The organism is Streptomyces sp. NPDC002680 (assembly GCF_042889145.1).
GTDB classification, from domain to species: Bacteria; Actinomycetota; Actinomycetes; order Streptomycetales; family Streptomycetaceae; genus Streptomyces; species Streptomyces adonidis.
The window spans coordinates 349,724-376,483 of the sequence record NZ_JBIAQP010000012.1 but is presented as its reverse complement, the minus strand read 5'-3'; the positions used below and the strand labels follow the sequence as shown (position 1 = coordinate 376,483).

Genomic DNA, 26,760 nt, shown 5'->3' with positions numbered 1-26,760 from the left:
CGTCTGAGCCGCCCGAGTACTCGTCAAGTCGTGAGTCCCGCCGTTCCGCGATGTGAGGAGCCATGCCCGATGGACAGCCGCCGCCCCCCGCTCGCCCCCGCCCACCGGAGTCTGCCGGAGTACGTACGCCACTGGGCCGAAACCACCCCCGACCGCCGGGCGTTCACCTTCGTCGACCATCCCGCCCCGCACTCGCGCGGCGTCCACCGCACCCTGACCTGGCGCCAACTGGATCTGCGAGTACGGAAGTTGGCCGCGCGCCTCGCCGAGGAGGCCGAGCCCGGATCCCGGGTCGCGCTGCTGTGTCCGCAGGGTACGGACTACGTCATCGCGTTCCTGGCGGCGCTCACGGCCGGACTGGTCGCCGTACCGCTGTATCCGCCGGGTCTGCCCGGGCACGGCGACCGGCTCGCGACCGTACTGGAGGACGCGAGTCCCGCGACGGTGGTGACGACCAGTCACCTCCTCGACGAGGTACGGGACTTCTGCGCCCGCGTCCTCCCGGTGCGGATCATCGCGGTGGACCAAGTGCCCGACACCGCAGGCGACTTGCTGTCGGTCACCCCGCACGACGACGCGGTCGCCTACCTCCAGTACACGTCCGGGTCGACCCGTTCCCCGGCGGGCGTGGAGATCACTCACGGCAATGTCGTCGTCAACGCCCGTCAGGCGCTGGCCGCTTACGGTGTGGACGACCGTTCGGTGACCTGTGTGGGCTGGCTGCCGCTGTACCACGACATGGGGCTCGTCCTGAGCGTCGCCGCCCCGGTCGTACGGGGGCTGCTGTCGGTGCTCATGGATCCGGCCGCGTTCCTGCACGAACCGGTGCGCTGGCTGCGGCTGCTCGCCGCGCACCCGCGTGCGCTGAGCGCGGCGCCCAACTTCGCCTACGACTACTGCACTTCAACAGTCACCGAGGCCCAGAGATCAGGACTGCGGCTGGACGGTGTCGCCGCGCTGATCAACGGCAGCGAACCGGTCCGCCCCGGCACGGCCGACCGGTTCCACGCCGCCTTCGCCGCCCAGGGACTGGCTCCTGACGTCCACTGTCCGTCGTACGGGCTCGCCGAGGCCACCGTCTTCGTCAGCGCAGGCAGACCCGGGGACCCCCTGCGCCGGTTCGCGCTCGACCGCGACGCCCTGGCCACCGGGAAGGCGCTGCCCGCGCGGGCCGACGATCCCAGAGCCGTGACGCTGACCGGCTGCGGGACTCCGGCGGGCCAGCGCGTGCGGATCGCCGATCCCGTGTCCCGTGCCCGGTTGTCCGAGGGAGAGGTCGGCGAGATCTGGGTGCAGGGGCCCAACGTGGGGCGCGGTTACCGGAATCGGGAGCAGCAGACCCGGCGCGTCTTCGGCGCCGAGTTCGCCGAGCCGGGCGACGACTCGGCCGATACGGGCCACTGGCTGCGCACCGGCGACCTCGGGACCTTCCTGGACGGGCAGTTGATCGTCACCGGGCGGCTGAAGGACCTGATCGTCGTCGACGGCCGCAACCACTATCCGCAGGACGTGGAGGCCACGGTCCAGGACGCGGACCCGGCCGTGCGGCGCGACCGGCTCGCCGCGTTCGGGGTGCAGGGTGACGCGGGCGAGCGGGTGGTCGTGGTGGCCGAGCGGGTACGGGGCACCGCCCTCGCGGAGATCGACGTACCGGGACTGGTGCGTGCCGTGCGCGCGGCCGTCTCGGCGCGGCACGGGTTACGGCTCGCGGACGTCCTCCTCGTATCGCCGGGCGCGATTCCGCGTACGTCCAGCGGCAAGGTGGCCCGGGCGCTGACCCGGCAGCGCTATCTGGAGGGTGCCTACGGGCCGGAGGCGGCGGGATGAGGGGCGGCGGCGTCGACGACGAGGGACGGTTGCGTCGGCTGGTCGCCGAGCGGGTGGCCGCGTGGAGCGGTACCGCTGTCGAGGACGTGCCGATGGACCGGCCGTTGGCGGACCTCGGCATGTCGTCGCGGGACGCGGTCGTGCTGGCCGGGGAGTTGTCGCGGGCGACGGGGCGTGAGCTGGCGGCGACGCTGTTGTGGGAGGCGCCCACCGGGGATGCCCTGGTGGCGTACTTGTGCCGCACGGAGACGGAGACGGGGCCGAGCGCAGGGGTCGCTCAGGCACCTGCCCCGGCGACGACCGGCGAGCCTGTCGCGGTCATCGGGGTCGGCTGCCGACTGCCCGGGGGTGTGCACGGGCCGGGCGACTACTGGCGGTTGCTGGCCGAGGGCGTCGACGCCGTGCGTCGGGTTCCGGAGGACCGGTGGCGCGACTTCGGGGCCTTTCCGCCCTCCGACGCGCCCCTGTACGGCGGTTACCTCGACGACATCGCCGGGTTCGACGCGGACTTCTTCCGCATCACCCCGCGCGAGGCCGCGGTGATGGACCCCCAGCAGCGGATCCTCCTGGAGGTCGTCCACGAGGCTCTCGACCACGCCTCCGTCCCGGCCGAGTCCCTCGCCGGTACCGCCACCGGTGTCTTCGTCGGCGTCTCCGCCGCCGAGTACGGCTCGCTCACCGGCGCCGACCCGGCGACCGTCGATCCCTGGGCCCCTGCGGGCGGGGCGTTGAGCGTGACGGCGGGGCGACTGGCGTATGTGCTGGACACCCGAGGCCCGAGCATGGCCGTCGACACGGCCTGTTCGTCGTCCTTGGTCGCCGTGCACCACGCCTGTGTCAGTCTGCGCACCGGTGAGAGCGACACGGCGATCGCCGCCGGGGTCAACCTGCTGCTCTCCCCCACCGTCGGCGTGGCGTTCCGGCGGGCCGGTGCCCTCGCGCCGGACGGGCGGTGCAAGCCGTTCTCGGCGGCTGCCGACGGCATCGGACGCGGCGAGGGCTGCGCGGCCGTGCTGCTCAAGCGACTGTCCGACGCCGAGCGGGACGGCGACCGCGTCCTTGCCGTCGTCCGCGCCACGGCCGTCAACTCCGACGGCCGCTCCAACGGCCTCCTGGCGCCCAACCCCGCTGCCCAGCAAGCCCTGTTGACCACCGTCTACGCCCGGTCCGGACTCTCCCCGGCCCACATCGACCACGTCGAGGCCCACGGCACCGGTACCCGGCTCGGCGACCCGATCGAGGCGGGCGCCCTCGGTGCCGTACTCGGCGCGGGCCGCGACCCCGACCAGCCGCTGCTGCTCGGCTCCGTCAAGGGCAACCTCGCCCATCTGGAGGCCGCAGCGGGCATCGCCGGGCTGGTCAAGACGGTCCTCGCACTGCACCGCGACGTCATCCCACCCTCCCTGCACTGCACGGACGGGAGCGCCCTGGACGACGAACGGCTTCGGGTGGTCACCGAGTGCGAGCCATGGCCGCGTTACGGCGGCACGGCCACCGCCGGGGTGTCCGGCTTCGGGTTCGGCGGCACCAACGCCCATGCGGTACTGGAGGAATGGCGGCCCGAGATCCTCCCGCCACTCCACGATGAATCCCCGACCACCCGCCTCCACCTCCTCTCCGACGTCGACACCCTCCGCCTCCGCGACACGGCGTCCAGACTGGCCGACTGGCTCCGGACACCCGAGGGCGGCGCCGCCCACCCTGCCGACGTGGCACGCACGCTCGCCGGGCGGGGAGGGCGAGGGCCGGTACGCGCGGCGGTCGTCGCCCGAGACCGTGCCGAACTCGCGGACGGGCTGGGCGCGTTGGCGCAGGGACGCCCCCACACGCAGGTCGTGACGGACGAGCGGAAGCTCGTGGGGCGCGGGCCGGTGTGGGTCTTCTCCGGGTACGGGAGCCAGTGGGCCGGCATGGGGCGCCGACTGATCGCCGAGGAACCCGCCTTCGCCGCCGCCGTGGAGAAGCTCGACGCGCAGATCGCCCCGGAGTGCGGACTCTCCCTGTACGACCACCTGGCGTCCGGCGGCGAACTCGACCGGCTCGAAGTCGCCCAACCCGTGCTGTTCGGGCTCCAGTTGGCGCTGGCCGAGCTGTGGCGCTCGTACGGTGTCGAGCCCGTCGCCGTCATCGGCCATTCCGTGGGCGAGGTGGCCGCCGCGGTGTGCGCGGGCGCGCTGGACGTGTCCGAGGCCGCCCGGGTGGTCGCCGTACGGGCCCGGCTGCTCAGCCAACTGAGGGGCGGCGCCATGGCTGTCGTCGACCTCGACGACGGTGAACTCGACGCCCTGGAACGGGACTTCCTGGGTGTCTGCGTCGCCGTGCACTCCTCGCCCGGGCAGAAGGTCGTCACCGGGGAGGAGGCCGCGGTGGCCCGGTTGGTGCGGAGGCTGGAGCAGCAAGGGCGGACCGCTCGTGCCCTGCGTGTCGTCGGCGCGGGACACTCGCCCCAAGTCGACCCACTGCTACCGGAGTTGGCCGACTCGCTCGCAGACATGACGGGCGGCCGACCCCGGGTCCCCGTCTACTCCACCGTCCTGGACGACCCGCGCGGCGACTCCCTCTTCGACGCCGCTCACTGGGCCGCGAACCTGAGACGGCCCGTACGTCTGGACCGGGCCGTCGCGGCGGCCCACGCCGACGGTCACACCGCCTTCGTCGAGATCTCGCCCCACCCGGTCCTGACCAGGGCGATCACCGACACCGCGCCCGGCGCCCTCGCCATCGGCACCCTGCGCCGCGACGCCGACAGTTCCGCCGAGTTCCTTGCCCAGGTGGGCGCCTTGTACTGCGCGGGCGGGCGGCTGCCGTTGCCGCCGGGCCATGTCATCGACCTGCCCGCACCGCGTTGGCGGCATGTCCGGCACTGGTGGACGGACGGCAGGCGTGCGACAGCCGCGCCGGTATCGGCGTTCAAGGAGGTCGACGTACCGGACACGTCCGTCTCCGGGCGGCTGCGTCACCACATCGCCGCCGTCACCGGCCACCCTGCGACCCGCATCACGCCCGCCACCGCGCTGGCCGACCTCGGCCTGGACTCCCTGATGGCGGTCCGTATCCGCACGGCCCTGGCAGGCGAGTTCGGGATCGAGTTGCCCCTGCGCGAGCTGCTCGGCGCCACCACTGTCCAGTCGGTGGCCGATCATCTCCAACAGGGGCTCCCCGCAACCGAGTTGGACTCCCCCCTGCGCACTCTGCGCGCCACCGGCTCCCAGGCCCCGCTCTTCCTCGTCCACGCCGCCGGCGGTACGACCGACGTCTACCGGACGCTCGTCGAACGGCTGGGTGAGGAACGCCCGGTGTACGGACTGGAACGGCTCCCGGACGCCCGTACGGTGACCGCGAAGGCGCGCCGCTACGCCGAAGCCCTCACCGCCGCCCACCCCAACGGGCCGTATCTGCTTGCCGGTTGGTCCTTCGGCGGTTTCGTCGCCCAGGAGACCGCACGGCAACTCGCCGCCGCCGGGCGGGAGGTCGGGCTCGTGGCGCTCCTCGACTCCGTACGGCCGCTCCCCCGGCCCGGCGACACCCCGGCCGACCGGATCCGCGCCCACTTCACGGGCTTCGCGAACCATGTCGCCGACGCGTACGGGGTCCAACTGGGGCTGCCGTACGACGAGTTGGAGGCCATGGACGACGACGGCGAGCGCATCGACACCGTACTGCGGGCCCTGCGCGAGGCCGTCGACGTACCGCCCGCCGCCCTGGAGCACCAGCGCTCCTCCTATCTGGACCTGAGAATCGGCGAAGCGCACGAACCCGGGCCCTACGACGGGCCGGTGGTGCTGTACCGGGCCACCGAGCCCGCTCCGCACACCGTGCGCGACCCGGCGTACGAGCGGGACGACGAGGCGCTCGGCTGGGACGAGGTGTGCCCGCGGCTGACGGTCGTACCGGTCGCGGGGCACCATCTGTCGCTGCTCGACCCGCCGTACGTCGACGAGATCGCCGCCCATCTGCGGCGCGCGCTCGAAGAGCACAGCCGCTGAACCGGACCACGAGGAGCCGCCATGTCCCACCACCACGCCACAGGAGTGTCCCGACGCACCGTCGCCAAGGCAGCCGCCGCCGTCGGGCTCACCGGACTGCTCGGCGCGAGAACCGCCACCGCGCACGCCGCGACCCGTCTCGGTCCACGCACCCTGGACGTCTCCGTGGCGTCGCCCGCCCTGGGCCGCAGCGCGCCGGTGCGGCTCATCCTGCCGTCGGGGTTCGACACCCAGACCAGCCGGACCTATCCCGTCCTCTATCTCCTGCACGGCGCCCACGACGACTACACGTCCTGGACCCGGGAGACGGACATCGAGGCGTTCACCGAGGGCCGGGACCTGATCGTGGCGATGCCGGACGCGGGGCCCACCGGCATTCCCAGCGCCTGGCGCGGCGGGCCCGACTACGAGACCTTCCAGCTCACGGAGGTCCCCGCGCTGCTCGCCCGCGAGTACCGGGCCTCCGGTGTCCGGGCCGTCGCCGGGGTCTCCACCGGTGGCTACGGCGCGATGGCGCACACGGCACGCCATCCGGGCAAGTTCGCGGCGGCGGCCTCGTACAGCGGCATCCTCGACACCACCGCGCCCGGGGTGCCCCCACTGGTGGACGCCATCGTGGCCCGCGAGAACCTGTCGCCCCGCTCCCTCTGGGGCAGCCCTCTCCTGAACCTCCTCACCTGGCGCGACTTCAATCCGCGGGCCCGCGCCGAGGGGCTGCGCGGCACCCCGCTGTACGTCTCCAGCGGCAGCGGGATCGTCGGCGGCACCGGGGACTGGCTGCCCGAGGCGCTGGAGAGCGCCCTGTGGCTCTCCGCGCACGCCTTCACCGACACGCTCGCCCTGCTCCGCGTCCCGGTCACCACCCACTACTACGCGGGAGGAGGACACAGCTGGGCCTACTGGAAGGGGGAGTTCAGCGCGTCGTGGCCGATGCTCGCCCGTGCGCTGGGGGTGCCGGAGTGAGGCCCGTGCCGTCGGGGCACGGAACGGAGCGCAGGGGACGTCCGTCCAATCCCGGACTTGTCCCCCGCCCCACGGGCAACAGCCCTAGGGTGAGCCGCCTCCGGGTGAAAGGAGGGCCCGCCGTGGCCACCCCCGCCCCGCACGGCGCCCCCGACGGCCCCGGTGCCGCCGCCGTGCCGCCCGAACTGGCCAGACTGCTGCGCGACCAACTGGAGTCCGTCGCCGACGAGGTGGAGGAGGAGGTCTGCAGACAGGTCCCGGAGTACGCCGCCCGGTCGGCCGACGGCACGGACCGCGCGCACCTCAGATCCGGGGTCGTGCAGGCCCTCACCCTGTTCGTCGACCACATCGCGGATCCGGGCCACCAGGGAGACTCGATCACCGCGATCTACCACGAACTGGGGCGCGGCGAGGCGCTGGAGGGCCACAGCCTCGAAACGCTGCAGTCCGCGCTGCGGGTCGGGGGTCTGCACGCCTGGCGGCTGCTGGGCCGTACGACGGAGGAACTCGGCCTTGACTCCTCGGTCATGGCCGGGCTGGGCGAGCTGGCGTTCCGGACCGTGCACGAGGTCGCCGAGGCCGCGGCGGCGGGGTACGCGGAGGGGCAGCTGCGCAACACGGACGAGCTGGAACGGCGCCGGGGGCGGCTGCTCGCCCTGCTGCTGGGCGAGGGGCCGGTGTCCCCGGAGGCGGTGCGGGACCTGGCGCACGGCGCCCGGTGGACCGTACCGCCGTACGTCGCGGTAGTCGTCCTCGCGGCCACGCCCGAACAGCGGGACGAGGAGCGGCCGTTGGCGGCGGCGGGGGCGCTGGTGGACATGGAGACCCGGCCGCCTCGGATGCTGGTGCCCGACCCGGACGGCTCGGGCGGCTTCGGCGGCCGGGCGTTCACCCTCGCCCTGCGCGGGCGGCCGGCGGCGATCGGGCCGACGGTGCCGCTCACCGAGGCCGCCAGGTCGCTGCACTGGGCCACCCGGGCGCTCGGACTGATGGGGCGCGGGATTCTGCCCCGACAGGGCGTGGTGCGCTGCGCCGACCACCTCTCGACCCTGCTGCTGCACAGCGACGAGCCCATGCTCGACCAGCTCCGGACGCGTGCCCTCGCTCCCCTCGACACGGTCTCGGAGCAGCAGCGCGGCAGGCTCGCGGAGACGCTGATCGCGTGGCTGCTCAGCGGCAGCAACGTGCCCGATGTCGCCGCCCGGCTGCACATCCACCCGCAGACGGTCCGCTATCGCCTGCGCCAGCTGGAGAAGCTCTTCGGCGAGGCCGCGCTGCATGATCCGGGCACCCGTCTGGATCTGATCCTGGCACTCACCTCGGCACAAAAAGGCGAGGAATTCCTGAATTCCCGTCCATAACCCTCGGTGCGGCAACGCGAATACGTTCGGGACGTCCTTTTCCATAGGCGCTGTACGCGCCTCACCCGCAAAGGATCCCCATGCGTATCCGCTACTGTCTCGCCGCGCTCGCATTCGCCGGCGGGGCCGCACTGACCACCGTCCCGACGCCAGCCGCGTCCGCCGCCGTGACCGCCGCCGCCTGCACCGACATCGACGTCGTCGCTGCTCGGGGCACGTTCGAGCCTGGCACGCTCGGCGCGATCGTCGGCGACCCGGTGTATTCCGCGCTCCAGCGGAAACTGACGGGCAAAAGCCTGTCCAGCTACAAGGTGGACTATCCGGCTGACCTTTCCCTGACCTCGGCCGCCCAGGGCAACTCGGATCTGGTGGACCAAGTCAGGAGCCAGGCGGCTTCCTGTCCGAGCCAGCGTTTCATTCTGGTCGGCTATTCGCAGGGAGCGAACGTCGTCGACAACTCCGTCGGAATCAGCAGCGCCGGCGCGGTGGTCGGCAGCCCGATCGTGGCCACCATTCCGGCCGCGCTGGAGCCGAGGGTCGCCGCGTTGCTGCTGTTCGGCAACCCGATCCGGGCCATCGGCAAGAGCGTCACCGGCACCTACCAGAGCCGCACCATCGACTTCTGCGCCGAGGGCGACCCCATCTGCGAGAACGGCGGCGACGACGTGCTGGCCCACCTGGGCTACACCGCGAACGCGGGTGCGGCGGCCGACTTCGCCGCGACCAAGGTCTGAGCCGAAGGCCGTACGGAACGGACAGGAAAGGAAAGGGCCCGGGAGGAAATTCCTCCCGGGCCCTTCTTCCATGGGAGGGAAGCTACTTGGGTTCCCGGGCGAACTCCGTCAGTGCGGCGGAGACCGGCTCGGGCAGGCCGTTGTTCTGCTCGGGCGCCGCGGTCAGCACGTCGAGGTGCTGATAACCGTCGGCGACCACGGGATCGAGGTCGGCGGGGACCCGCCCCGCGAGCAGCCCGTCACCCGCCAGCACGGTGAGCGTCGGATCGGCGGTGAGCCCCTCCGGGTGCACGATCAGCCGCTTCACCTGCGGGGAGGTGGCCAGTTGGAGATCGGTCACCAGCTTCGTCGGGAAGTACTGCTCGGTGAAGTCGAGCGGCTGCTCGGCGAGACTGCGGGCCAGCTCCTGGATGTCGGTGACCTCCTTGCCCGCGCCGGTGAACGGCGTCCCGTCCGCCGACCGGTACCCGGGGTCGTCGGGATCGCCGACGCGGTCGTAGTTCCGCCACGTGTAGAGCGGCCCGTGCGGCCGGTCCGGGATGGCCTTGTACGCGGTGCCGAACAGCCCCGGCTGCTGGTCACCGCCGTTGGCGACGGGGAAGGTCTTGTCCACGATCGGCCCGCCGTCGAAGAACCCCACGCTGCTCTGCAGGAACGCCAGCGGTACGGAGTTGTCGTCCAGCAGCGCGCCGAGCACCGCCTCGTTGGTGAGCCGGAAGTCCTTCACGGCCGGTGAGCCGGTGAGGAAGGCGGCGGCGTCCTTGGAGAACAGGAAGCGGTTCGTCGCCTCGATGTTGACGTTCGCGGGCAGATACGACGGCAGGTCGGCCTCGCCGCCCCCGTCCCGTACGGCACCCACGCCAGCGATGGCCAGCAGGGTCATCGTCTCTGCGTTGAGCAGGACCGGCGCGGACAGCGAACGCGGCAGCACTCCGCTGTCGAGCCCGGCCTGGACGACGCCGTAACCGAGGCCGATGTCGGGCAGGTTGGTGTCGTCCGGGATGGAGCCGCTCAGGTCGGCCAACGAGGTGGAGACGGTGGTGTCGAGGGCGAAGTAGCCCGCACACTGGCGGTGTCCGGCGTCGGCGGTGGTGGCCGGATTCCCGTCGAAGTCGGCGGTCGCGAAGTACCCGGTGATCACCCCGCCCAGGGAGTGCCCGCCGCACAGCACCTTCTCCTCGCGCAGCGCCTGGTCGGGCAACTCGGCGGTGAGCAGGGCGTATTGGTCACGGACGGTCTGCTCGATGCCGAGCTTCGCCATCCATCCGAGCTTGTCGTTGCCGAGGAACCCGGCGAACGTACGGCCCTCGACCTGCTTGCCCCGGTAGTAGTAGTCGACGGCCGTGTGCTGGTCGCCGGAGTCGGTACCGGTGTGGTCCTCCAGGCAGTTGGAACGCCGGTCCAGCGCCCAGAACTCGATGTGCAGGCCGCGCTCGGCAGCCCGCGCCACGCTGTTGCGGGCGACGCTGTCGAACGCCCCGGCGCCCTCCAGGATGCCCGGCTGGGCGACGAGGATCCGGTCGGCGTCGACCGATTCCGCCGGGCCTTCGGAGGAGCGGTAGCGCAGGTACGACAGCCAGTCGCACGCGGCCGGCCGGGCCCCGAAGGACGCCGGCAGCGGTGCCTTCACCCGGACCACCGTCTCGGTCACCCCGGCGACCGCACCCGGGCTCGACAACGTCACGGGGTCCTCGGTGCGCGTGCTCTCGCCTCGCGCGTCCGGGGCCGCCAGGGTGAGCGTCCCGGTGGTCAGCAGCACCGCAAGCGCGGTGCTGCGCCACGAACTCCCTCTGCTGCGACTCGTCTTCATAGCCGGACCGTAGGGCGGCGGTGACCGTGCGATCAGGCGGTGCTCACAAGAACGCAGCCACCGGCGACACCTTTGTCACCAGGCGGCAACCGGCCCCGGTCGCCTACAGACCGTCGTTCTTCATGGCGGCGACGATCCGCACATGGCGGTCGGCCGCCGTGCCGGAGAACTCGTTCTCGTAGTTGAGGCCGTACGGCCAGAAGTGGCCGCCGCCGGTGGAGATCTTGGCGCTCGAACCGTCGAACTGCCGGACGAGGGCGGTGGCTTGGGCGCCGGTCCAGGTACCGCTGCCGCCCAGGGAGGACCAGCCCGAGCTGGTGCCCACGCCTATCGTGTGGGCGATCTCGTGCAGGGCGGTCCGCTCGGTCATGTAACTGCGGTTGCTGCCGAAGCGGATGGCGCCGTTGATGTTGCCGTCCGCGGTGGGCACGCCGGGCTCGTACCGGACGGTGATGGCCTTCCCGAGGTCGCTGACGTTGTTGTAGCGGTTCACCGCGGCGTTCATGGCCGTGGTGATGAGGTTGTATGCACTCTGCTGGTCCGTCGTGGGGTTGCTCGCGCGGACGAGGGTCCAGGTGATGGTGGCCGCCGCGGCCCGCTCGCCGGCCACCGGCGCGGCCTGTGGGGCGGCCTGTGCGATGCCGGGACCTGCGAGCATCGCGGCTGCGAGGGCGGCCACAACCGCCGTGTTGCGCCAAGGGGATCGCAGGGAGCTCGACTGTGAACTCATGGGGACTCCTGTGGGGAGGGAGGACCGAAGAGGAACGTGCACACCATCTTGACGTGTCCATTCCCGTAATCAAGCATGCCGTGAACGCGATTCTTTCTGTTCGGTTCTGTTCGTCTCCGTGTTCTGGAAGGGAGTGCCGTGTTCCCTCGGTATCGCCGTCGCCTGGTCCAGGTACTGGCTCCAGCGGTTCCTCTGATGCTCGGTGCGGGTCTCGTGGTCGCACCGTCCGCGACGGGCGCGGATACGAGCGCGGACCTGGCGGCACAGAGCGCGGTCACGGTACGGATCGATCCGTCGTACCAGCAGCAGGAGTTCGAGGGCTGGGGCACGAGTCTCGTCTGGTTCGCCAACGCGACGGGCGGCTATCCGGAGCCGGTGCGCAGGCAGTTGGTGGACATGCTGTTCGGCGACGACGGGCTCGCCCTCAACATCGCCCGCTACAACATCGGCGGCGGCAACGCCCCGGACGTCCGCACCGATTACATGAAGGCCGGCGCGACCATGGACGGCTTCTGGAAGGCCCCCGAGGGCACTACCCAGAAGGACATGGACTGGTGGGACCCGAACAACCCGGACCACTGGAACTGGGACGCCGACGCGGGCCAGCGCTGGTGGGTGGACCAGATCAAGGACAAGGTCACCACCTGGGAGGCGTTCAGCAACTCGCCGCCCTGGTTCCAGACCGTCAGCGGATACGTCTCCGGGGGCTTCGACGCGAACACGGACCAGATCCGCGCGGACCGTGTCGACGAGTTCGCGACCTATCTGGTGAAGGTCACCGAGGAGATGGAGAAGCGACACGGGATCGAGTTCGACACCATCGATCCGCTGAACGAGCCCAACACCAACTACTGGGGTACCCAGTTGGGCGCCGACGGTCAGCCCACGGGCGGCCGTCAGGAAGGCGCGCACGCCGGGCCGGGGCTCCAACAGAAGGTAATTCTGGCCCTCGACAAGGCACTTGCCGGGGCGCAGACCGACGCCACGATCTCCGCGATGGACGAGACGAACCCCGGTATCTTCACCCAGAACTGGAATGCCTACAGTGCCGAGGCCCGGGCCGCCGTCGACCAGCTCAACGTGCACACCTACGGCACGGGACAGCGCACCAGCGCCCGGGACATCGCCAAGGGCGCCGACCGGAAGCTGTGGATGAGCGAGGTCGAGGGCACCTGGGGCACGGGCACCGACTTCACGGGCATGGAACCGGGGCTCGGCATCGCCACCCGGATGGTCGACGACATGCGTGAACTGGAGCCCTCCGCCTGGGTGTTCTGGCAGCCCGTCGAGGACTCGATCCCGCAGGCCGCCGCCGGCAAGAACTGGGGCAGTATCCATGTCCCGTTCAACTGCACGGCCGCGGACACCCTGGAGACCTGCCCGATCAAGGCCAACTCCAAGTTCCACACCATCCGGAACTTCACCCACTACATCCGCCCCGGCGACCACTTCGTGAAGACCGACGACGCGTCGACCGTTGCCGCGGTGAAGGCGTCCGGCCACGCGGCGACGGCCGTGCATGTGAACAGCGGTACGTCCGCCCGTTCCGTGACCCTCGATCTCTCCCGCTTCGGCGAGATCGGACGCCGGGCCTCCGTCACACCCGTGGTGACGAGCGCCGACGGCGCGCTCGTACGGGGCACACCGGTCCCGGTGACGGGCAGGTCGGCGACACTCACCGTCCCCGCGAAGTCGGTCACGACCTTCCTGGTCGAGGGCGTCAGCGGGGTGGCGAAGGACGCGGCCCTCGTCCAGCCCGGCCATGTCTACCGGCTCCAGGGCACCCAGAGCGGCAAGTCGCTCACCCCGTCGGACGACGGCACCGGCGTCGTCATCCGCACGACCGACGCGACAAGCCCCCAACAGCTCTGGTCCGTACGGCAGTTGACGCCCGGCACCGAGAACCGCGAACGCTACGCCCTCACCACCGCCACCACAGGGAAGCAACTCGCCGTACGCGACAACCTGGCCGTACTGGAGGACCCGCCGACCGGAAAGCCCGACAGCGCCTCCCAGTGGCTCCTGTCGACCACCGGCGACAACACCTGGACCTTCGTCAACGCCGCCACCGGCCGACTGCTCGACGTCACCGGCCAGTCCTCGGCGGACGGCGCCAAGGTGTCGACGTACACCCCGACTTCGGCGGCGAACCAGCGCTGGGCGGTGCCCGACGAGACGGTACTGCGCACCGAGCCCGCCAAGGTGTTCACCGTTCCCGGTCTGCGGCCCGAGCTGCCGACCACGGTGACGCCGGTGTTCCGGGACGGCGCCCGGGGTGCCCTCCCCGTCGTGTGGAGCGTGCCGTCGGACCGGGCCTGGCGGCATCCCGGGACCGTGCGGGTCAGGGGCGAGGCGACCGACGCACTCGGGCGCACGATCTCCGCGACGGCGGTCGTCACCATCGACACGATCGCCTCGACCCTGCCCGCCCGCGCCAAGACGTACGTCGGCGGGCACCCGGAGCTGCCCGCGACAGTCGTCGGCGTCGGCGCGCACGGCGGCCGGACCGACCTGCCGGTGACCTGGGACCCGGCACCGGACGGGGCGTACGACACCATCGGCGTCGTCACCCTGCACGGCACCGCCCTGATCGTCGGCGGCGGTACGGCCGACGCGACCGTGCGCGTCCAGGTCACGGAGCCGGTGGTGACCAACATCGCGCCCGACCCGGACGTATCCGTCGCCGCCACCTTCACCGAGAGCGGCTACTCGGCGGAGCGGCTGCGCAACGGCGACCTGTCGGAGAAGGCGTGGTCCAACTGGAAACCGGGGAACACCAAGAACCCCTCGGACACCATCACGTTCACACTGCCGAAGGCCCGCGACCTGAGCAGGGTCGTCGCGTACTTCCACCGGGACGGGTCCAACGCGTCCTTCCCCGAAAGCCTCAAGGTCCAGGTGCGGGCGGCCGACAGCGACACATGGACCGACGCGAGCGACCCCGTGCCGGTCGGGACGGAGGGCACGCCGGTGATCGACGTATCGCTGACGACGGGGCCGACGACCGGGGTGCGTGTGGTCATGACGGCGCGTCAGGGCGGTTACATCACGATGAGCGAGGTCGAGGTGTACGCCAAGTCCCCTGCCGCCTCCTCGGATTCCGCAGCCGAGTCGATCGAGGTGGGCGGAGTCCCGGTCCCATCGTTCGACCCCGCGACAACCGACTACCGGGTCACGACCCGCGATCCGGCGCGTGCCGTGATCACGGCGACGGCCCGCGACCCCTACGCGAACGTCACGTTCGAGACGATCCGCGAGCACGGCCGGACGCGGGCCGTCGTCACGGTGACCGGCGAGCACGGGACGCGGACGACGACGTACCGGATCGCGCTCGTACGACGCTGAGGGCACGCTCCGGTGGGAGGGGAACCGGTCGGTCCCCCTCCCCTCCCTTCAGCGCCTCAGGTTCGCCCGGACTGCGGCGGCTACGACCGCGTCCCGCTCCGTCCTGCTGAACAGCCCCTGCGCCAGCCAGCCGTCGGCGAGGACCCGGACCGCGTCCAGGAAGGCCCCCTGGGTGGCGAAGGGAGCCCGCTCCCAGAGCACGTCGAGGAAGGTCGGGCCGTCCGGGCGGGCGCGGTTCGGTACGCCGGAAGTGGCCGTGCCGAACACGACGACGGGCTCGGAGCGCCTGAAGTAGGCGTGGTAGGGGGCGGTGTCGGCGATGTGGAAGGGGGCCAGGGTCAGCCCGTGCGTGGTGAAGTGCAGCGGACAGCCCTCGGGTTTCACGGAGGCGGCGAGGTCGCCTCGCAGGGTGAAGTCCTTGTAGAAGGAGAAGGTGCGGAAGGTCGTGGTCTGGCTCCGGGCGACCAGCAGGACCGGTCCGTAGAACAGTGACTGGACCGTGGGGTCGTCCAAGGCCCGTTCGACACGCAGTCGGTAGGGGGCGGAGACGGTGATCCGGTCGCCTGGCTGCCAGTTCCGGCTCAGGGTGAGGTAGCTGCCGGGTGCGGAAGTCGCCGCCTGTGGAACCCCGTTGACCGCGACGGCGAAGCCTCCCGTGGCCCAGGACGGCACCCGGAGCTTCAGATCGAGGCTGCCACCGCCCTCGCGGAAGGTCAGGGTGCGGACGCCCTCGGACGGGTAGTCGCTCGTCTGCTCGACGACCAGGCCCCGCTCCGGCCAGCGCAGGGTCGACGCGAGATAGAGGTTCACATACAGGGCGTTGCCGTCGGCAGAGCGGAAGTACACCGAGTCCTGGTACTTGGTGTGGTTCTCCATCCCCGTACCGCCGCAGCACGTACCGGTGTTGCCGAACTCGCGCACGACTCCCGGCCCCATCCCGACGAAGTACGTGACCTCCGGACTGTCCGAACTGCGGGCGTCTCGGCGGGAGGCGAGGATGTGGTTGGTCAACCCCCGCTCGTAGTAGTCCAGATAGGCCGGATCGGGGGTGTGGAAGAACAACTGCCTGCTCAGTTTCAGCATGTTGTACGTCGCACAGGTCTCGGCGTTGTTGTCGCCGAGGGTCGCCGCGATGGCGTTCCGCGCCCGGAACATCTCGCCCTGACCCGTGCCGCCCAGGCTGTAAGTCCGTGGACCCGCGACCATGCCCCAGAAGTTGCGCGCGGCGGCGGCGTACTCGCCCTCCCCCGTGTGGTCGAACAGCCGTATGTAGCCGGTGAATTGGGGGATGTGCTGGTTGGCGTGCCGACCGTCGAGGATGTCACGGTTCTCGGCACAGGCGTCCAGTAGCGCGGTGTTGTCGAAACAGCGGGCGGCGGCAAGGTGTTCCGCCCGGCCGGTGAGGGCGTACAGGTCGGCCAGCACCTCGTTCATACCGCCGTACTCACCGGCGATGTAGATCGACCACATGCGCTCCAACTGCGCCTGAGGCAGCCGGCTCAGCCTGCTGTGCACCCAGTCGCCCATCTTCGAGACGATGGTCAGGGCCTGCTGGTTTCCGGTCAGGGTGTGGGCGTCGAGGAGGCCGCGCATGATCTTGTGGCAGGTGTAGTAGGGCGCCCAGATGGTGGGGTAGGTCGTGTAGCTCTCCAGCAGGACGAACTGCGTCTCCGGGTAGGCCGCGAGGTATCCGGGGTGGCTCGGTCTCGGCGATCCGTGGTCCGCCAGGGCCTGTTGGCACTCGCCGAGTGCGGTGACCAGATAGTCGAGCTTGGTCTTCAGCGCGGCCTCGCGGGTGTCGGCGTACGCCTGCGCCACGAGGGTGAGGAAGTGACCGCCGAAGTGGCCGCGCAGATTGCCGTCGGCGGTCTCCCAGCCGCCGGGCGGCTGCGCGCCCCGGGTGTCGAGCCCGGCGTTGGCCCGGAAGACGGCCAGGATGCGGTCGGCCGGGTAGGCCCTGGCGTACTCCAGCATCAGGTCGCGCTTACGACGGAACACGCCTTCGCCCAGGGTGACTTGGTCGAGGGGGAAGGGGTGTACGGCCCAGGTGGCGGGCGGGACGGGCACGGGGAGAGCGACGCCTGACGCGGGTAACTCCGAAGCCGCCGCGTGCGCCCCCGGTATCGCGTACGTGAGCGGCGCGGATGCCGCACTCGCGGCCGCGAGTCTCAACAGGCCTCTGCGGGTGGGGGGTTGGGTCATCTCGGGCTCCGATCGTGGGGTTCGGGGGCCTGGTCCAGGGCTAGGTGGTCGTGGGCAGCCACACGCGCATCGTCGAAGGGCCGCGGTTCGCCCAGGAGTTGTAGGGAACCAGGACGATTCCCGCGTGCTCGGCGTCGGAAACGGTGGCCCGGTCCAGTGGCCGGTACGGCCATGCGGTCTCGCTCGGATCGACCTCGGCCTGTTCGACGAGTTCGCCCGACGCGACCACGGTGCCGTCCGGCCCGTCCTCCGGCTCGACGGACGGATCCACGCGTACGGCGTCCACCTCACGTCCGCCCGGCAGGTCCACGGACTCGGCGCAGTACACCAGCGGGCCGCGCTGGACGGCGACCGTGCCGCGTACGCCGTCGATGCGCGGGTCCGGCGCGATCCACCGTGGGGCCACGGGGAGTTCGAGCCGGATCTCGTCGCCGGGCCGGAAGACCCGGGTGACCTCCGCCGTCCCCGGGTCGACCGTACGGCAGATTCCGTCCGGGTCGACCAGGTAGGTCGTGCCGCCCTCGGTCCAGGCGGGGACGCGCAGCGACAGGGTCCAGGGGTGGGTCGGGGGCGAGCTGTCGATCCGTACCGTCACGTTTCCGCCGGACGGGTAGTCGGTGTGGACGCTGAGGGCGACCGCGTGGCCGCCGGTGAGGGTCGTGGCGATCTCCGCGTCGGCGTACTGGTGGAGCTGGACGCCCTGGTCGTCGGCCGTGGCGAGGTAGGCGGGGAGCTGGGCCAGGGTGCGTGCCACGTTCGTCGGGCAGCAGGAGACCGCGAACCAGGGGGCGCGCAGGCTCGATTCGGCGCGCGGACTCACCTCGTCGGCGGCAGGCACGGCACCCCGGTGACGCCGGTGCAGGGTGTTGGCGTAGAAGAAGGACCGGCCGTCCTCGGACGGGGAGGTGGCGACCACGTTGAACAGGGTTCGCTCGGCGAGGTCGGCGTAGCGCGGGTCGCCGGTGGCCAGGAGCAGTCGCCAGCCGAGCTGGACGGAGGCGACGCCGGCGCAGGTCTCCGAGTAGGCGCGGTCGGGCGGGAGGACGAAGTCGTCGCCGAAGGCCTCGTCGCGGTGGTGCGAGCCCATGCCGCCGGTCAGATAGGTGCGCCGGGCGACCCCGGCCTCCCACTGCCGTACGACCGCCGCGAGCAACTCCTCGTCTCCGGTCTCCACAGCCACGTCGACCGCGCCGGAGGCGAGGTAGAGGGCGCGGACGGCGTGGCCGCGCAGTGCCGTCGCGTCCCGTACCGGCACGTCGTCCTGGTGGTAGACGCGGCCGAACTCGCCGTCGGCGAGGGTGCCTTGGCCTCGGCGCTCGATGAACAGCGCGGCCTGGTCGAGGTAGCGCTGCTCGCCCGTCAGTCGGCCCAGTTCCACGAGGGCCATCTCGATCTCCGCGTGGCCGCAGACGCGTTCGATGCCGCCTCGGCCGAAGGTGGCGCAGATGTGGTCGGCGGCGCGGCGGGCGACTTTCGTCAGCTCGCCCTCGCCACGGGTCCGGGCTTGGGCGATGCCCGCCTGGATCAGAAACCCGTAGCAGTACAGCTCGTGACCCCATTCGAGGTCGCTGTAGCGGGGCTGCTGTCCGGGGTGACCGAAGGCGGTGTTCAGATAGCCGTCCGGTTCCTGGGCGGATGCGACGGCCGTGGTGAGGGCTGCGATGTCGTGGTCGAGCACTCCACTCTGACCGGTGCCTGCCTGCCAGGCCATCGCTTCGAGGAGCTTGTAGATCTCCGAGTCCGCGAACTCCCTTCCGTGCCGGTCGTGTTGGATGCGACCCTCGGCGACGGCCCGGAAGTTGCCTGTCCAGCCGACGCGTTCCATCCAGTCACGGCAGTGGGCGAGTGTGGCGGTGGCGTTGGTCTCGCGGCGCCGGGCCCAGAATCCGCCGGTGATCCTGACCTCGTCGAGGCCCAGGGGGCGCAGTCGTCCCCGGGTCGGGGCCACGGGCAGTGCGGTCGACAACTCTCGGTTCTCGCTCACCAATTGATGCCTCTCATTCGGATCGTCAGCCCTTTAGCGCGCCCGACATGAAGCCCCGTACGTAGTGCCGTTGCAGCAGCAGGAAGAGAAGGAGACAGGGCACCGCGAGGACCACCACACCGGCCTCGGTGGCGCCGTAGTCGACGGCGCCCATGCTCTGCTGACGGAGGTTGGCGACGGCCAGCGGCAGGGGCGCCTTCTCGCTGTCGGAGATGAGGATCAGCGGGGCGATGAAGTCGTTCCAGGCGGCGAGGAACGCGAACAGGCCGACGGTGATCAGCCCCGGTCGTACGGCGGGGAGCAGCACGCGGCGCAGCGCACCCGCCGTACCGCAGCCGTCGACGAGCGCCGACTCCTCCAGTTCACGCGGTACCGCCTCGAATGAGATCCGCATCATGAAGGTGGCGAACGGCAGTTGGAACATGGTCAGGACGAGGCTCAGCCCGATGAGCGAGTTCTGGAGGTGGAGCCGGCCGAGCAGCACGTAGAGGGGGATGAGGAGGGTGGCGTACGGGACCATGAGGATCGCCAGCGTCAGCAGGAACAGCAGGTTCTTGCCCGGGAAGTCGAAGCGGGCGAAGGCGTAGCCGCCCAGCAGGGACACCCCGAGGGTCAGGGCGACGGTGAGCGCGGAGACGACGGTGCTGTTGAGGAAGTACTGCCACAGGCCCGCGTCGTAGTCGAGGAGCGTCCGGTAGTTGCCGAGGCCGTAGCCGGACTCCTGTGCGGTGCCGGGTTGTCCGCTGACCGAGGCCCAGGCGTTCCACAGCAGGGGGAAGAGAAAGATGACGGCCAGCCCTCCTGCGACGACGTAGTAGGGCGTACGGCCGAGGGCTCGGGTCAGCACGGTCGGGCCCCTCTCATGACTCGTCGGCGCGGCGCAGACCGCGGAACTGGAGGGCGTTGAGGAGCAGCAGTACGGCCAGGACGATCACCGAAAGGGCCGCCGCCGTACCGAGGTTCATCCGCTGGAAGGCCTCCCGGTAGATCAACTGGACAACGGTGACCGTGCTGTTGTCCGGTCCGCCCTTGGTGAGGACGAAGAACTGGTCGAAGGCGAGCAGCGATCCCGTCACGCAGAGCAGCAGCGTCAGCGCGAGGGACGGACGCAGCAGCGGCAGCGTGATGGAGCGGAAGATCTGGCCCCGGCTCGCGCCGTCCATCCGGGCCGCCTCGAACACCTCGTGGGGGATGCGCTGGAGGCCCACGAGGAGGATCAGCATGTAGAACCCGGCGAACTTCCAGACGATCAGGAAGACCGTCGAGAGGAGCGCGGAGGTCGGGGTCCCGAGGAACGACACCGGGTCATCGACCAGGCCCAGGTTTTCGAGGATCCGGCTGAGGGGTCCGGTGGTCGGGCTGTACAGCCCCCAGAAGAGGAGGGACGCAGAGGCCAGCCCGAGGGCGCTGGGCAGGAAATAGACCGTACGGAAGAAGCCGGCCGCCGGGCGGGACTCCTGCACGAGTAAGGCGAGGAGAAGGGCGAGGCCGAGGAGGATCGCCGTGACGATCACTGTGTAGAGGAGTGTGAAGCGGACGGCCGGCCAGAAGAGGGTGGTGTCGGTGGCGTCGGTGTAGTTCTCGGGGGTGTTGAGGCCTCGGTCGCCGGCGAGGAGGGGCCAGTCGCTGAGGGACATCTGGCCTACGAGGAGGAGCGGCAGCAGGAAAAAGACGGTGACGAAGACGCCGGTGGGCGCGGCGTAGGCGAGGCCTTGGGCTTTGCGGGTGCGCCAGCGCATGGGGCTCCTCTCCTCTCCTGTCGCTGCGGGTGAGTGGGGGCTGGTCGCGCAGTTCCCCGCGCCCCTGAGAGGCGGGGCTGCGCCCCTGCCTCTCAGCGGCCAAGCTCAGTCCGCCAGCGAAGCGCTCACCGCGTCGTTGTCCTTCTCCACATCCGACCCGTCACCGAACACCGCATCCCGCATCAGGCTCAGCCAAGGCCCATTCGGGTCGTTGAAGGTCTGGCCGAACTTCAAGGCGTACGGAGTACGCCCCTCCCCCACCAGCTCGTTGATGGTCACGAGCCTCGGATCCGCGTCCGAGTACTTGTTGGACGCGAGGTCAGACCGCGCGACCACGTCCTTGTGGGCGGCGACCACATCCACCTGCGCCTTGTCGCCCAGGGACCAGGCGAGGAAGTTCCAGGCCTGGTCGGCCGACTCGCTGGTGGCGGAGATGCCGATCGCGTCGCCACCGACGAAGGTGGACTTGCCGCCGTCGGGTCCGGGGATGGGAGCGACGCCGAGGTCCAGGTCCTTCGGCATCAGGCCCAGCGTGGTCGAGGGCATCGGCATCACGCCGACCTGTCCCTTGGGGAAGACGCCGGTCCAGGTCGCGCCGGTCTCGTCGCGGGCGCCGGGCGCGACGATGTCGTCGTCGACCCAGCCCCGGTAGGTGTCGTAGACCTTCTTCGCGGTGGCGGAGTCAAGGGTTGCCTCGGTGCCTTCCGCGTTCAGTACGTCCTCGCCTGCGGCCCAGATGGACGGCCACCAGGTGAAGACCCCGCAGCCGCCGCAGTTCCCGCCGAAGAACGTGCCGTTGACGCCACCGCCGAGCGCGTCCACGGCGCGGGCCTGCTGGTCCCACTCGCCGAGGGTGGTGGGCGGCTTCTCGGGGTCGAGTTTCGCCTGCCGGTAGAGGTCCTTGTTGTAGAAGAGGACCGACAGGTCGAGGGTGTGTGGGACGACGTACTTCCGGTCCTCGTACGTGCCCGCCTTGATGTGGGACGGGGCGAGGCTGTCGGCGAAGGGCAGGGCGTCGATGCGTTCGGTGAGGTCGGCGAAGAGGCCGCTGGAGGTGTAGTTCGGGACGAACACCACGTCGGAGGCGAACAGGTCGGGCAGATCCTTGGAGCCGGCCGCCGCGCCGACCTTGGCCTGGTAGTCGTCGGTGGGGACGACGGTCAGCTCGACCTTGTTCTTGTGACTCGCGTTGTACGCCTTGACCAGGGCCTCGCTCTGCGGCCGGGTCGCCGCCCGGGTCCACATCGTCAGCGTGGCACCGTCGTCGACGCCGGTGGCACCGGCCGCTCCCCCGCCACCCCCTCCGCCACCGTTCGAGCCGTTGTCGCCGGAACCGCAGGCGGTGACCAGGCTCACGGCGGCGAGAAGCGCGACGGCGCCGGTGGCAACTCTGTGCCCCATAACGATCCCCCTCGTGTGGGTTCTGCGCCGGAAAGAAACCGAAAAGGCTTTCTGAAGCTAGGACTCGGCTCATGGTCCGTCAATCCCCTTGCACAGAAGGGAAGTCGGAGCCTGATGCCACGCCCGCCACACACACCGAAACCTGTGAAAGTGCGCGGGAGCCACCTCGGCCGAAACAACTCGCGTACGGTTTACGCACGCAAGGCGAGACAGGAGTTCATCCATGGCACAGGCCACCGGCCCCTCTCGTTCGCAGCCCGCCACCCTCAGCGACGTGGCCCGGCTGGCGGGCGTGTCCATCGCCACCGCGTCCAAGGCCCTCAACGGCCGCAGCCAGGTGCGCGCCGAGACCCGGCAGCGGGTGGTCGACGCGGCCGAGCGGCTCTCGTTCCGCCCCAACCAGCTGGCGCGCGGTCTGCTCGCCGGGCGCACCGGCACGGTCGGGCTGCTCACCAGCGACCTGGAGGGCCGGTTCAGCATCCCGATCCTCATGGGCGCCGAGGACGCCTTCGGGGCGGGCGAGGTCGCCGTGTTCCTGTGCGATGCCCGGGGGGACGCGATCCGCGAACAGCACCATGTGCGGGCGCTGTTGGGCCGCCGGGTCGACGGTCTGATCGTCGTGGGCAGCCGGACCGATCCGCGTCCGTCCCTGGGCCGGGAGCTGCCGGTCCCGGTGGTCTACGCGTACGCCCCGTCCGACGACCCGGACGATCTGTCCATCGTCCCCGACAACGTCGACGCCGGCCGGATCGCCGTGACCCACCTGTTGGCGTGCGGGCGTACCCGGATCGCGCACATCACCGGCGACCCCGGGTATCTCGCGGCGCGGGAGCGGTCCGAGGGTGCCCTGGCCGCGCTCGCCGACGCCGGTCTGACCCCGGTCGAGGAGCCCAGGTTCGGCGCCTGGTCGGAGGGCTGGGGGCGGGCGGCCACCGCGCTGCTGCTCGACCGGCACACGGATGTCGACGCGGTGCTGTGCGGCAACGACCAGATAGCGCGCGGCGCCATGGACGTACTGCGCGAGCGTGGCCGTCGGGTCCCGGAGGACGTGTCGGTCATGGGCTTCGACGACTGGCACGTCCTGACCTCCGGCGCCCGGCCGCCGCTGACCAGCGTCGACATGAACCTGGAGCAGGTCGGCCGGGCGGCGGCGCACGCCCTGTTCACCGCGATCGGCGGGGGCCGGCGCTCGGGCATCGAGGCGCTGCCCTGCCGGGTGGTGATCCGGGGCTCGACGGCACCGCTGTCCTGAATCCCGCTGTCCTGGGTCCTGCTGCTGTCCTGAATCCCGCCGCCGATGAACTGGGCTATCGACCACCACTCTTGACACTCCATCAGCTCGCTCCTACGTTGCGAAAACCTTTTAGGTCGTTTCAGCAAAGGGGAGCATCCGATGCGAAGACGAATCGAACCCGCCTTACAACGCCTCCTGGTCGTCCTGGCGCTGCTGGCCTGTTCCGCCCTCACCGCGACCCCCGCTCGCGCCGCGCAGACCATCGGGTTCCCCACCTTCAGCGGCCCCGCGATCCCGGCTCCGCCCGTCGCCCACACCACCGGCGACATGATGAAGTCCATCTACGACGCGGAGAGTTCGGGCACCGACTTCTGGATGGACCGGCTGCTCGCCCGTACCGGTGACGACCCGGCAGGGCCCTGGCTGATGAGTCGGGGCCGCGCCCTGTTCATGAAGACCCACAACCCGGCGGTGCTCGGTTTCGGCGGCAACGTCGCCTACTGGGAGAGCGTCAACAACCAGAACGCCTACACCGTCGCGATCAGCCCGGGCACCTTCACCGAACAGGTCGCCCAGCGCCGCCAGATGCCCAGCCACTGGAACAGCGTCCACACCAGCGGGTCGGTCACGGTCAGCCAGACCAAGTTCATCACCGACAACAACGTGGCCGTGACCAACCTGTCGATCAGGAACACCGGCAGCAGCTCAACGACCCTGCAACTACGGGCGACTTCGCCGTACGCCACCACGGGCACCGGCAGCGAGCTGACCGGCCAGGTGAACGCGTACAACAGCCTGACCACTCTTCGCCCGCGCCTCACCGGCGACGGTTTCACGGTGTCGAGCGGCGGTCTCAACCGATCGGTGACGGTCGCGGCCGGGGCCACGGTGACCGCGAAGGTGGTGATGGGCTTTGTCACCGACGAGATCCCCGAGTCGCTCACCGAGTACAACGCCTACGCGGGCTACTCGAACGCGACCGCCTTCGCGACGCACGTCAGGGCCTACAACCTGTGGTGGGCGCAGAACGTGCCCTACATCGACGTTCCGGAACCGGCGATCAAGAAGAGCGTCTACTACCGCTGGTGGCTGATGCGCTTCAACAACCTGGACGCCGACATCCCAGGGCAGACCTTCCAGTTCCCGACGTCGACCGAGGGCGTCCTCGGCTACAACAACGCGATCGCGCTGACCCAGCCGATGCACATCGACGACCTGAAGTATCTGCGCAACCCGGCCTACGCGTACGGGGATTGGCTCAGCGTCGGCCAGACCTCGAAGGGCGGGCGGTTCCTCGACAACCCGGGTGACCCGGAGAACTGGTCCAACAGCTACACCCAGTACATCGCCGAGGCGGCCTGGAAGAGCTACCAGATCCACGGCGGCCAGCCGGGCATCGCCGCCAACCTGGCGCGGTACGCCGAGGGCGATGTCAAGGGTCAACTGGCCTACTACGACCACGACAACAACAAGCTCATCGAGTACGACTGGGGCGCGCTGACCGGCAACGACGCCGACGCGGTCTCCTTCCACTGGAAGCCCGGCAACATGGACCGCGCCGAGTCCGCCTACCAGTACAGCGGCGCCCTGGCCGCCGCGCAGGCCTACGAGGCGATCGGCAACACGGCCAAGGCGACCGAGATGCGCACGCTGGCGACGCAGATCAAGGACGCCATCGTCAACGTGCTGTGGAACCCCAACCGGCAGTTGTTCGAGCACCGGTTGAAGTCGACGAACGAGTGGGTGCCCTGGAAGGAGATCAACAACTACTACCCGTTCGCGGTCGGCGCGGTCCCCAACACCACTGCCTACAAGCAGGCGTTGCGCCTGTACGACGACCCGGCGCAGTACCCGATCTTCCCCTTCTACACGGCCAACCAGGTCGACAAGCAGGCGGCGGCCGACGCGGGGGAACCGGGTTCCAACAACTTCTCGACCATCAACTCGACCGTCCAATTCCGCCTGTACTCCTCGGTGTTGCGCAACTACCCCAACTCGTGGATGAACGCGACCGACTACAAGAAGCTCCTGTACTGGAACACCTGGGCGCAGTACGTCGGCGGCAACACCCAGTGGCCGGACGCCAACGAGTTCTGGGCGGACTGGAACGGCAGTTCCATCAACTACCGCTCCTGGATCCACCACAACATCCTCGGCAGCAGCAACTGGACGGTCATCGAGGACGTCGCCGGTCTCCGGCCGCGCAGTGACGCCAAGGTGGAGCTGTCCCCGATCGACATCGGCTGGAGTCACTTCACCGTCAACAACCTCCGCTACCGCAACGCCGACCTGTCGATTGTCTGGGACGACCCGGCCGACGGAGTGGTGCGCTACCCGGGCGTTCCGGAGGGCTACTCGATCTACGTCAACGGCAACCGGGCCGCCACCGTCAACTCCCTGGTCCCCTTCACTTGGGACCCGGCGACCGGTTCCGTCACCACCAGCGGCACGGTCACCTACAACACGGCGGTCGCCGGACTCCAGGCACCCAACCAGGTCGTCCAGAGCAGCCCACGTATGGTCGACATGCTCGCCAAGGCGGGCGTCGATCTCACCGCCGATCTGACCAACCTGGCGTCCGGGGCGACGACTTCGGCCTCGTACACGGGGTCCGGCAGCTCGGTCTCGGGCGCGGTCGACGGCTATCCGACCAACGAGCCGTTCTGGGGCGCGGGCGGCTCCGCCAACAGCCAGGACTGGTACGAGCTGAACTTCGGCGCGGCCCGCACGCTCAACGAGGTGCGCCTGTACTTCAAGGACAGCCGCCCGGCCAGTACGACCTACCGGGCGCCGTCCGCGTACACCATCCAGTACTACGACGGCAGTTCATGGGTGAACGCGCCGAGCCAGACCAGGACGCCGACCGCTCCACGCGCCAACTACAACCTCGTGCAGTTCCCGGCGGTCACCGCCCAGCGCGTCCGCGTCCTGGCCACCAACGCCTCCGGCGCGAAAACGGGCCTGACAGAGGTCAAGGTCCTCAATCGGGGCGGAGTCCAGCCGCCGCAACCACCGGCCAACCAGGCGTCCTCGGCGACACCGTCCGCGTCCTACACCTCCGCCTGGGAGAGCGTCGCCGCGATCAACGACGGCATCGACCCGCCCTCCTCCAACGACACGGTGAACCCGCGCTGGGGCACCTGGCCGGAGACGGGCCAGCAGTGGGCCGAGCTGACCTGGCCGACCGCGAAGACCCTCAACAGGGCCGACGTGTACTTCTTCGACGACGACCAGGGCATCGACATGCCCTCGGCCTGGAAGCTCCAGTACTGGAACGGCAGCGCGTACGTGGACGTGCCGGGCGCGGGCGCGTACGCGCTGGCGAAGAACCAGTACAACTCGGTGTCGTTCACCGCCACCAGCACCACCCGGCTACGGGTGCTGCTCACCGCCACCGGCACCAGCTCCGTCGGACTCCTCGAAGTCAAGGCGTACGGACCCTGA

Annotated in this window: 15 protein-coding genes; 8 read left to right on the top strand and 7 right to left on the bottom strand. The window is 70.3% G+C overall.

Going from position 1 to position 26,760, the window contains the following annotated elements; all coding sequences use genetic code 11:
• Positions 1-69 precede the first annotated feature (69 nt).
• From ACFYXF_RS31045 to ACFYXF_RS31025, 5 genes are all read left to right on the top strand, one after another.
• Positions 70-1,827: a fatty acyl-AMP ligase gene (locus ACFYXF_RS31045; protein ID WP_389354534.1), complete on the top strand. Its 1,758-nt coding sequence runs from the start codon at positions 70-72 to the stop codon at positions 1,825-1,827.
• Positions 1,824-5,813, top strand: a complete 3,990-nt coding sequence (locus ACFYXF_RS31040) for a beta-ketoacyl synthase N-terminal-like domain-containing protein (RefSeq protein WP_389354532.1) — start codon at positions 1,824-1,826, stop codon at positions 5,811-5,813. Before ACFYXF_RS31045 ends, ACFYXF_RS31040 begins: the two co-directional genes overlap by 4 nt.
• A gap of 21 nt (positions 5,814-5,834) precedes the next feature.
• A complete protein-coding gene (locus tag ACFYXF_RS31035; RefSeq protein WP_389354530.1) occupies positions 5,835-6,776 on the top strand; it encodes an alpha/beta hydrolase in 942 nt (313 codons plus the stop codon).
• A gap of 122 nt (positions 6,777-6,898) precedes the next feature.
• Positions 6,899-8,137 (top strand): PucR family transcriptional regulator, encoded by a 1,239-nt coding sequence (locus tag ACFYXF_RS31030; RefSeq protein ID WP_389354528.1) that lies wholly within the window; start codon positions 6,899-6,901, stop codon positions 8,135-8,137.
• An 80-nt stretch (positions 8,138-8,217) separates the two neighbouring features.
• Positions 8,218-8,871 carry a cutinase family protein gene (locus ACFYXF_RS31025; RefSeq protein WP_389354526.1) on the top strand — a complete coding sequence of 218 codons (654 nt, stop codon included), beginning with the start codon at positions 8,218-8,220 and terminating at the stop codon, positions 8,869-8,871.
• Positions 8,872-8,953: 82 nt separating this feature from the next.
• Here ACFYXF_RS31025 and ACFYXF_RS31020 read toward each other — a convergent pair whose 3' ends face one another.
• Together ACFYXF_RS31020 and ACFYXF_RS31015 are read right to left on the bottom strand one after the other, a co-directional pair.
• Positions 8,954-10,681 (bottom strand): hypothetical protein, encoded by a 1,728-nt coding sequence (locus ACFYXF_RS31020; RefSeq protein ID WP_389354525.1) that lies wholly within the window; start codon positions 10,679-10,681, stop codon positions 8,954-8,956.
• Positions 10,682-10,784: 103 nt separating this feature from the next.
• Complete coding sequence (locus ACFYXF_RS31015) at positions 10,785-11,411, bottom strand: hypothetical protein (RefSeq protein WP_389354524.1); 627 nt, start codon at positions 11,409-11,411, stop codon at positions 10,785-10,787.
• A gap of 195 nt (positions 11,412-11,606) precedes the next feature.
• Here ACFYXF_RS31015 and ACFYXF_RS31010 point away from each other — a divergent pair, with 195 nt between their 5' ends.
• A complete protein-coding gene (locus tag ACFYXF_RS31010) occupies positions 11,607-14,756 on the top strand; it encodes a glycoside hydrolase (RefSeq protein ID WP_389354522.1) in 3,150 nt (1,049 codons plus the stop codon).
• 48 nt (positions 14,757-14,804) lie between these two features.
• Here the strand turns inward: ACFYXF_RS31010 and ACFYXF_RS31005 are convergent, their stop codons facing one another.
• The 5 genes from ACFYXF_RS31005 to ACFYXF_RS30985 all read right to left on the bottom strand — a co-directional run bounded on the left by ACFYXF_RS31005 (position 14,805) and on the right by ACFYXF_RS30985 (position 22,082).
• Complete coding sequence (locus tag ACFYXF_RS31005) at positions 14,805-16,958, bottom strand: glycoside hydrolase family 127 protein (RefSeq protein ID WP_389354520.1); 2,154 nt, start codon at positions 16,956-16,958, stop codon at positions 14,805-14,807.
• 40 nt (positions 16,959-16,998) lie between these two features.
• Positions 16,999-18,942 carry a glycoside hydrolase family 127 protein gene (locus tag ACFYXF_RS31000; protein WP_389354518.1) on the bottom strand — a complete coding sequence of 648 codons (1,944 nt, stop codon included), beginning with the start codon at positions 18,940-18,942 and terminating at the stop codon, positions 16,999-17,001.
• A gap of 25 nt (positions 18,943-18,967) precedes the next feature.
• Entirely contained in the window at positions 18,968-19,789 is an 822-nt protein-coding gene (locus ACFYXF_RS30995) for a carbohydrate ABC transporter permease (protein ID WP_389354516.1), read from the bottom strand.
• A gap of 13 nt (positions 19,790-19,802) precedes the next feature.
• Positions 19,803-20,681, bottom strand: a complete 879-nt coding sequence (locus ACFYXF_RS30990; RefSeq protein WP_389354515.1) for a carbohydrate ABC transporter permease — start codon at positions 20,679-20,681, stop codon at positions 19,803-19,805.
• Positions 20,682-20,786: 105 nt separating this feature from the next.
• The gene (locus tag ACFYXF_RS30985) at positions 20,787-22,082 is read right to left on the bottom strand and encodes an ABC transporter substrate-binding protein (protein WP_389354513.1); all 1,296 of its coding nucleotides are present in this window, start codon (positions 22,080-22,082) and stop codon (positions 20,787-20,789) included.
• Positions 22,083-22,305: 223 nt separating this feature from the next.
• On the opposite strand from ACFYXF_RS30985, the gene ACFYXF_RS30980 reads away from it, so the two are divergent.
• Positions 22,306-23,334 (top strand): LacI family DNA-binding transcriptional regulator, encoded by a 1,029-nt coding sequence (locus tag ACFYXF_RS30980; protein WP_389354512.1) that lies wholly within the window; start codon positions 22,306-22,308, stop codon positions 23,332-23,334.
• A gap of 141 nt (positions 23,335-23,475) precedes the next feature.
• Complete coding sequence (locus ACFYXF_RS30975) at positions 23,476-26,760, top strand: discoidin domain-containing protein (protein ID WP_389354510.1); 3,285 nt, start codon at positions 23,476-23,478, stop codon at positions 26,758-26,760.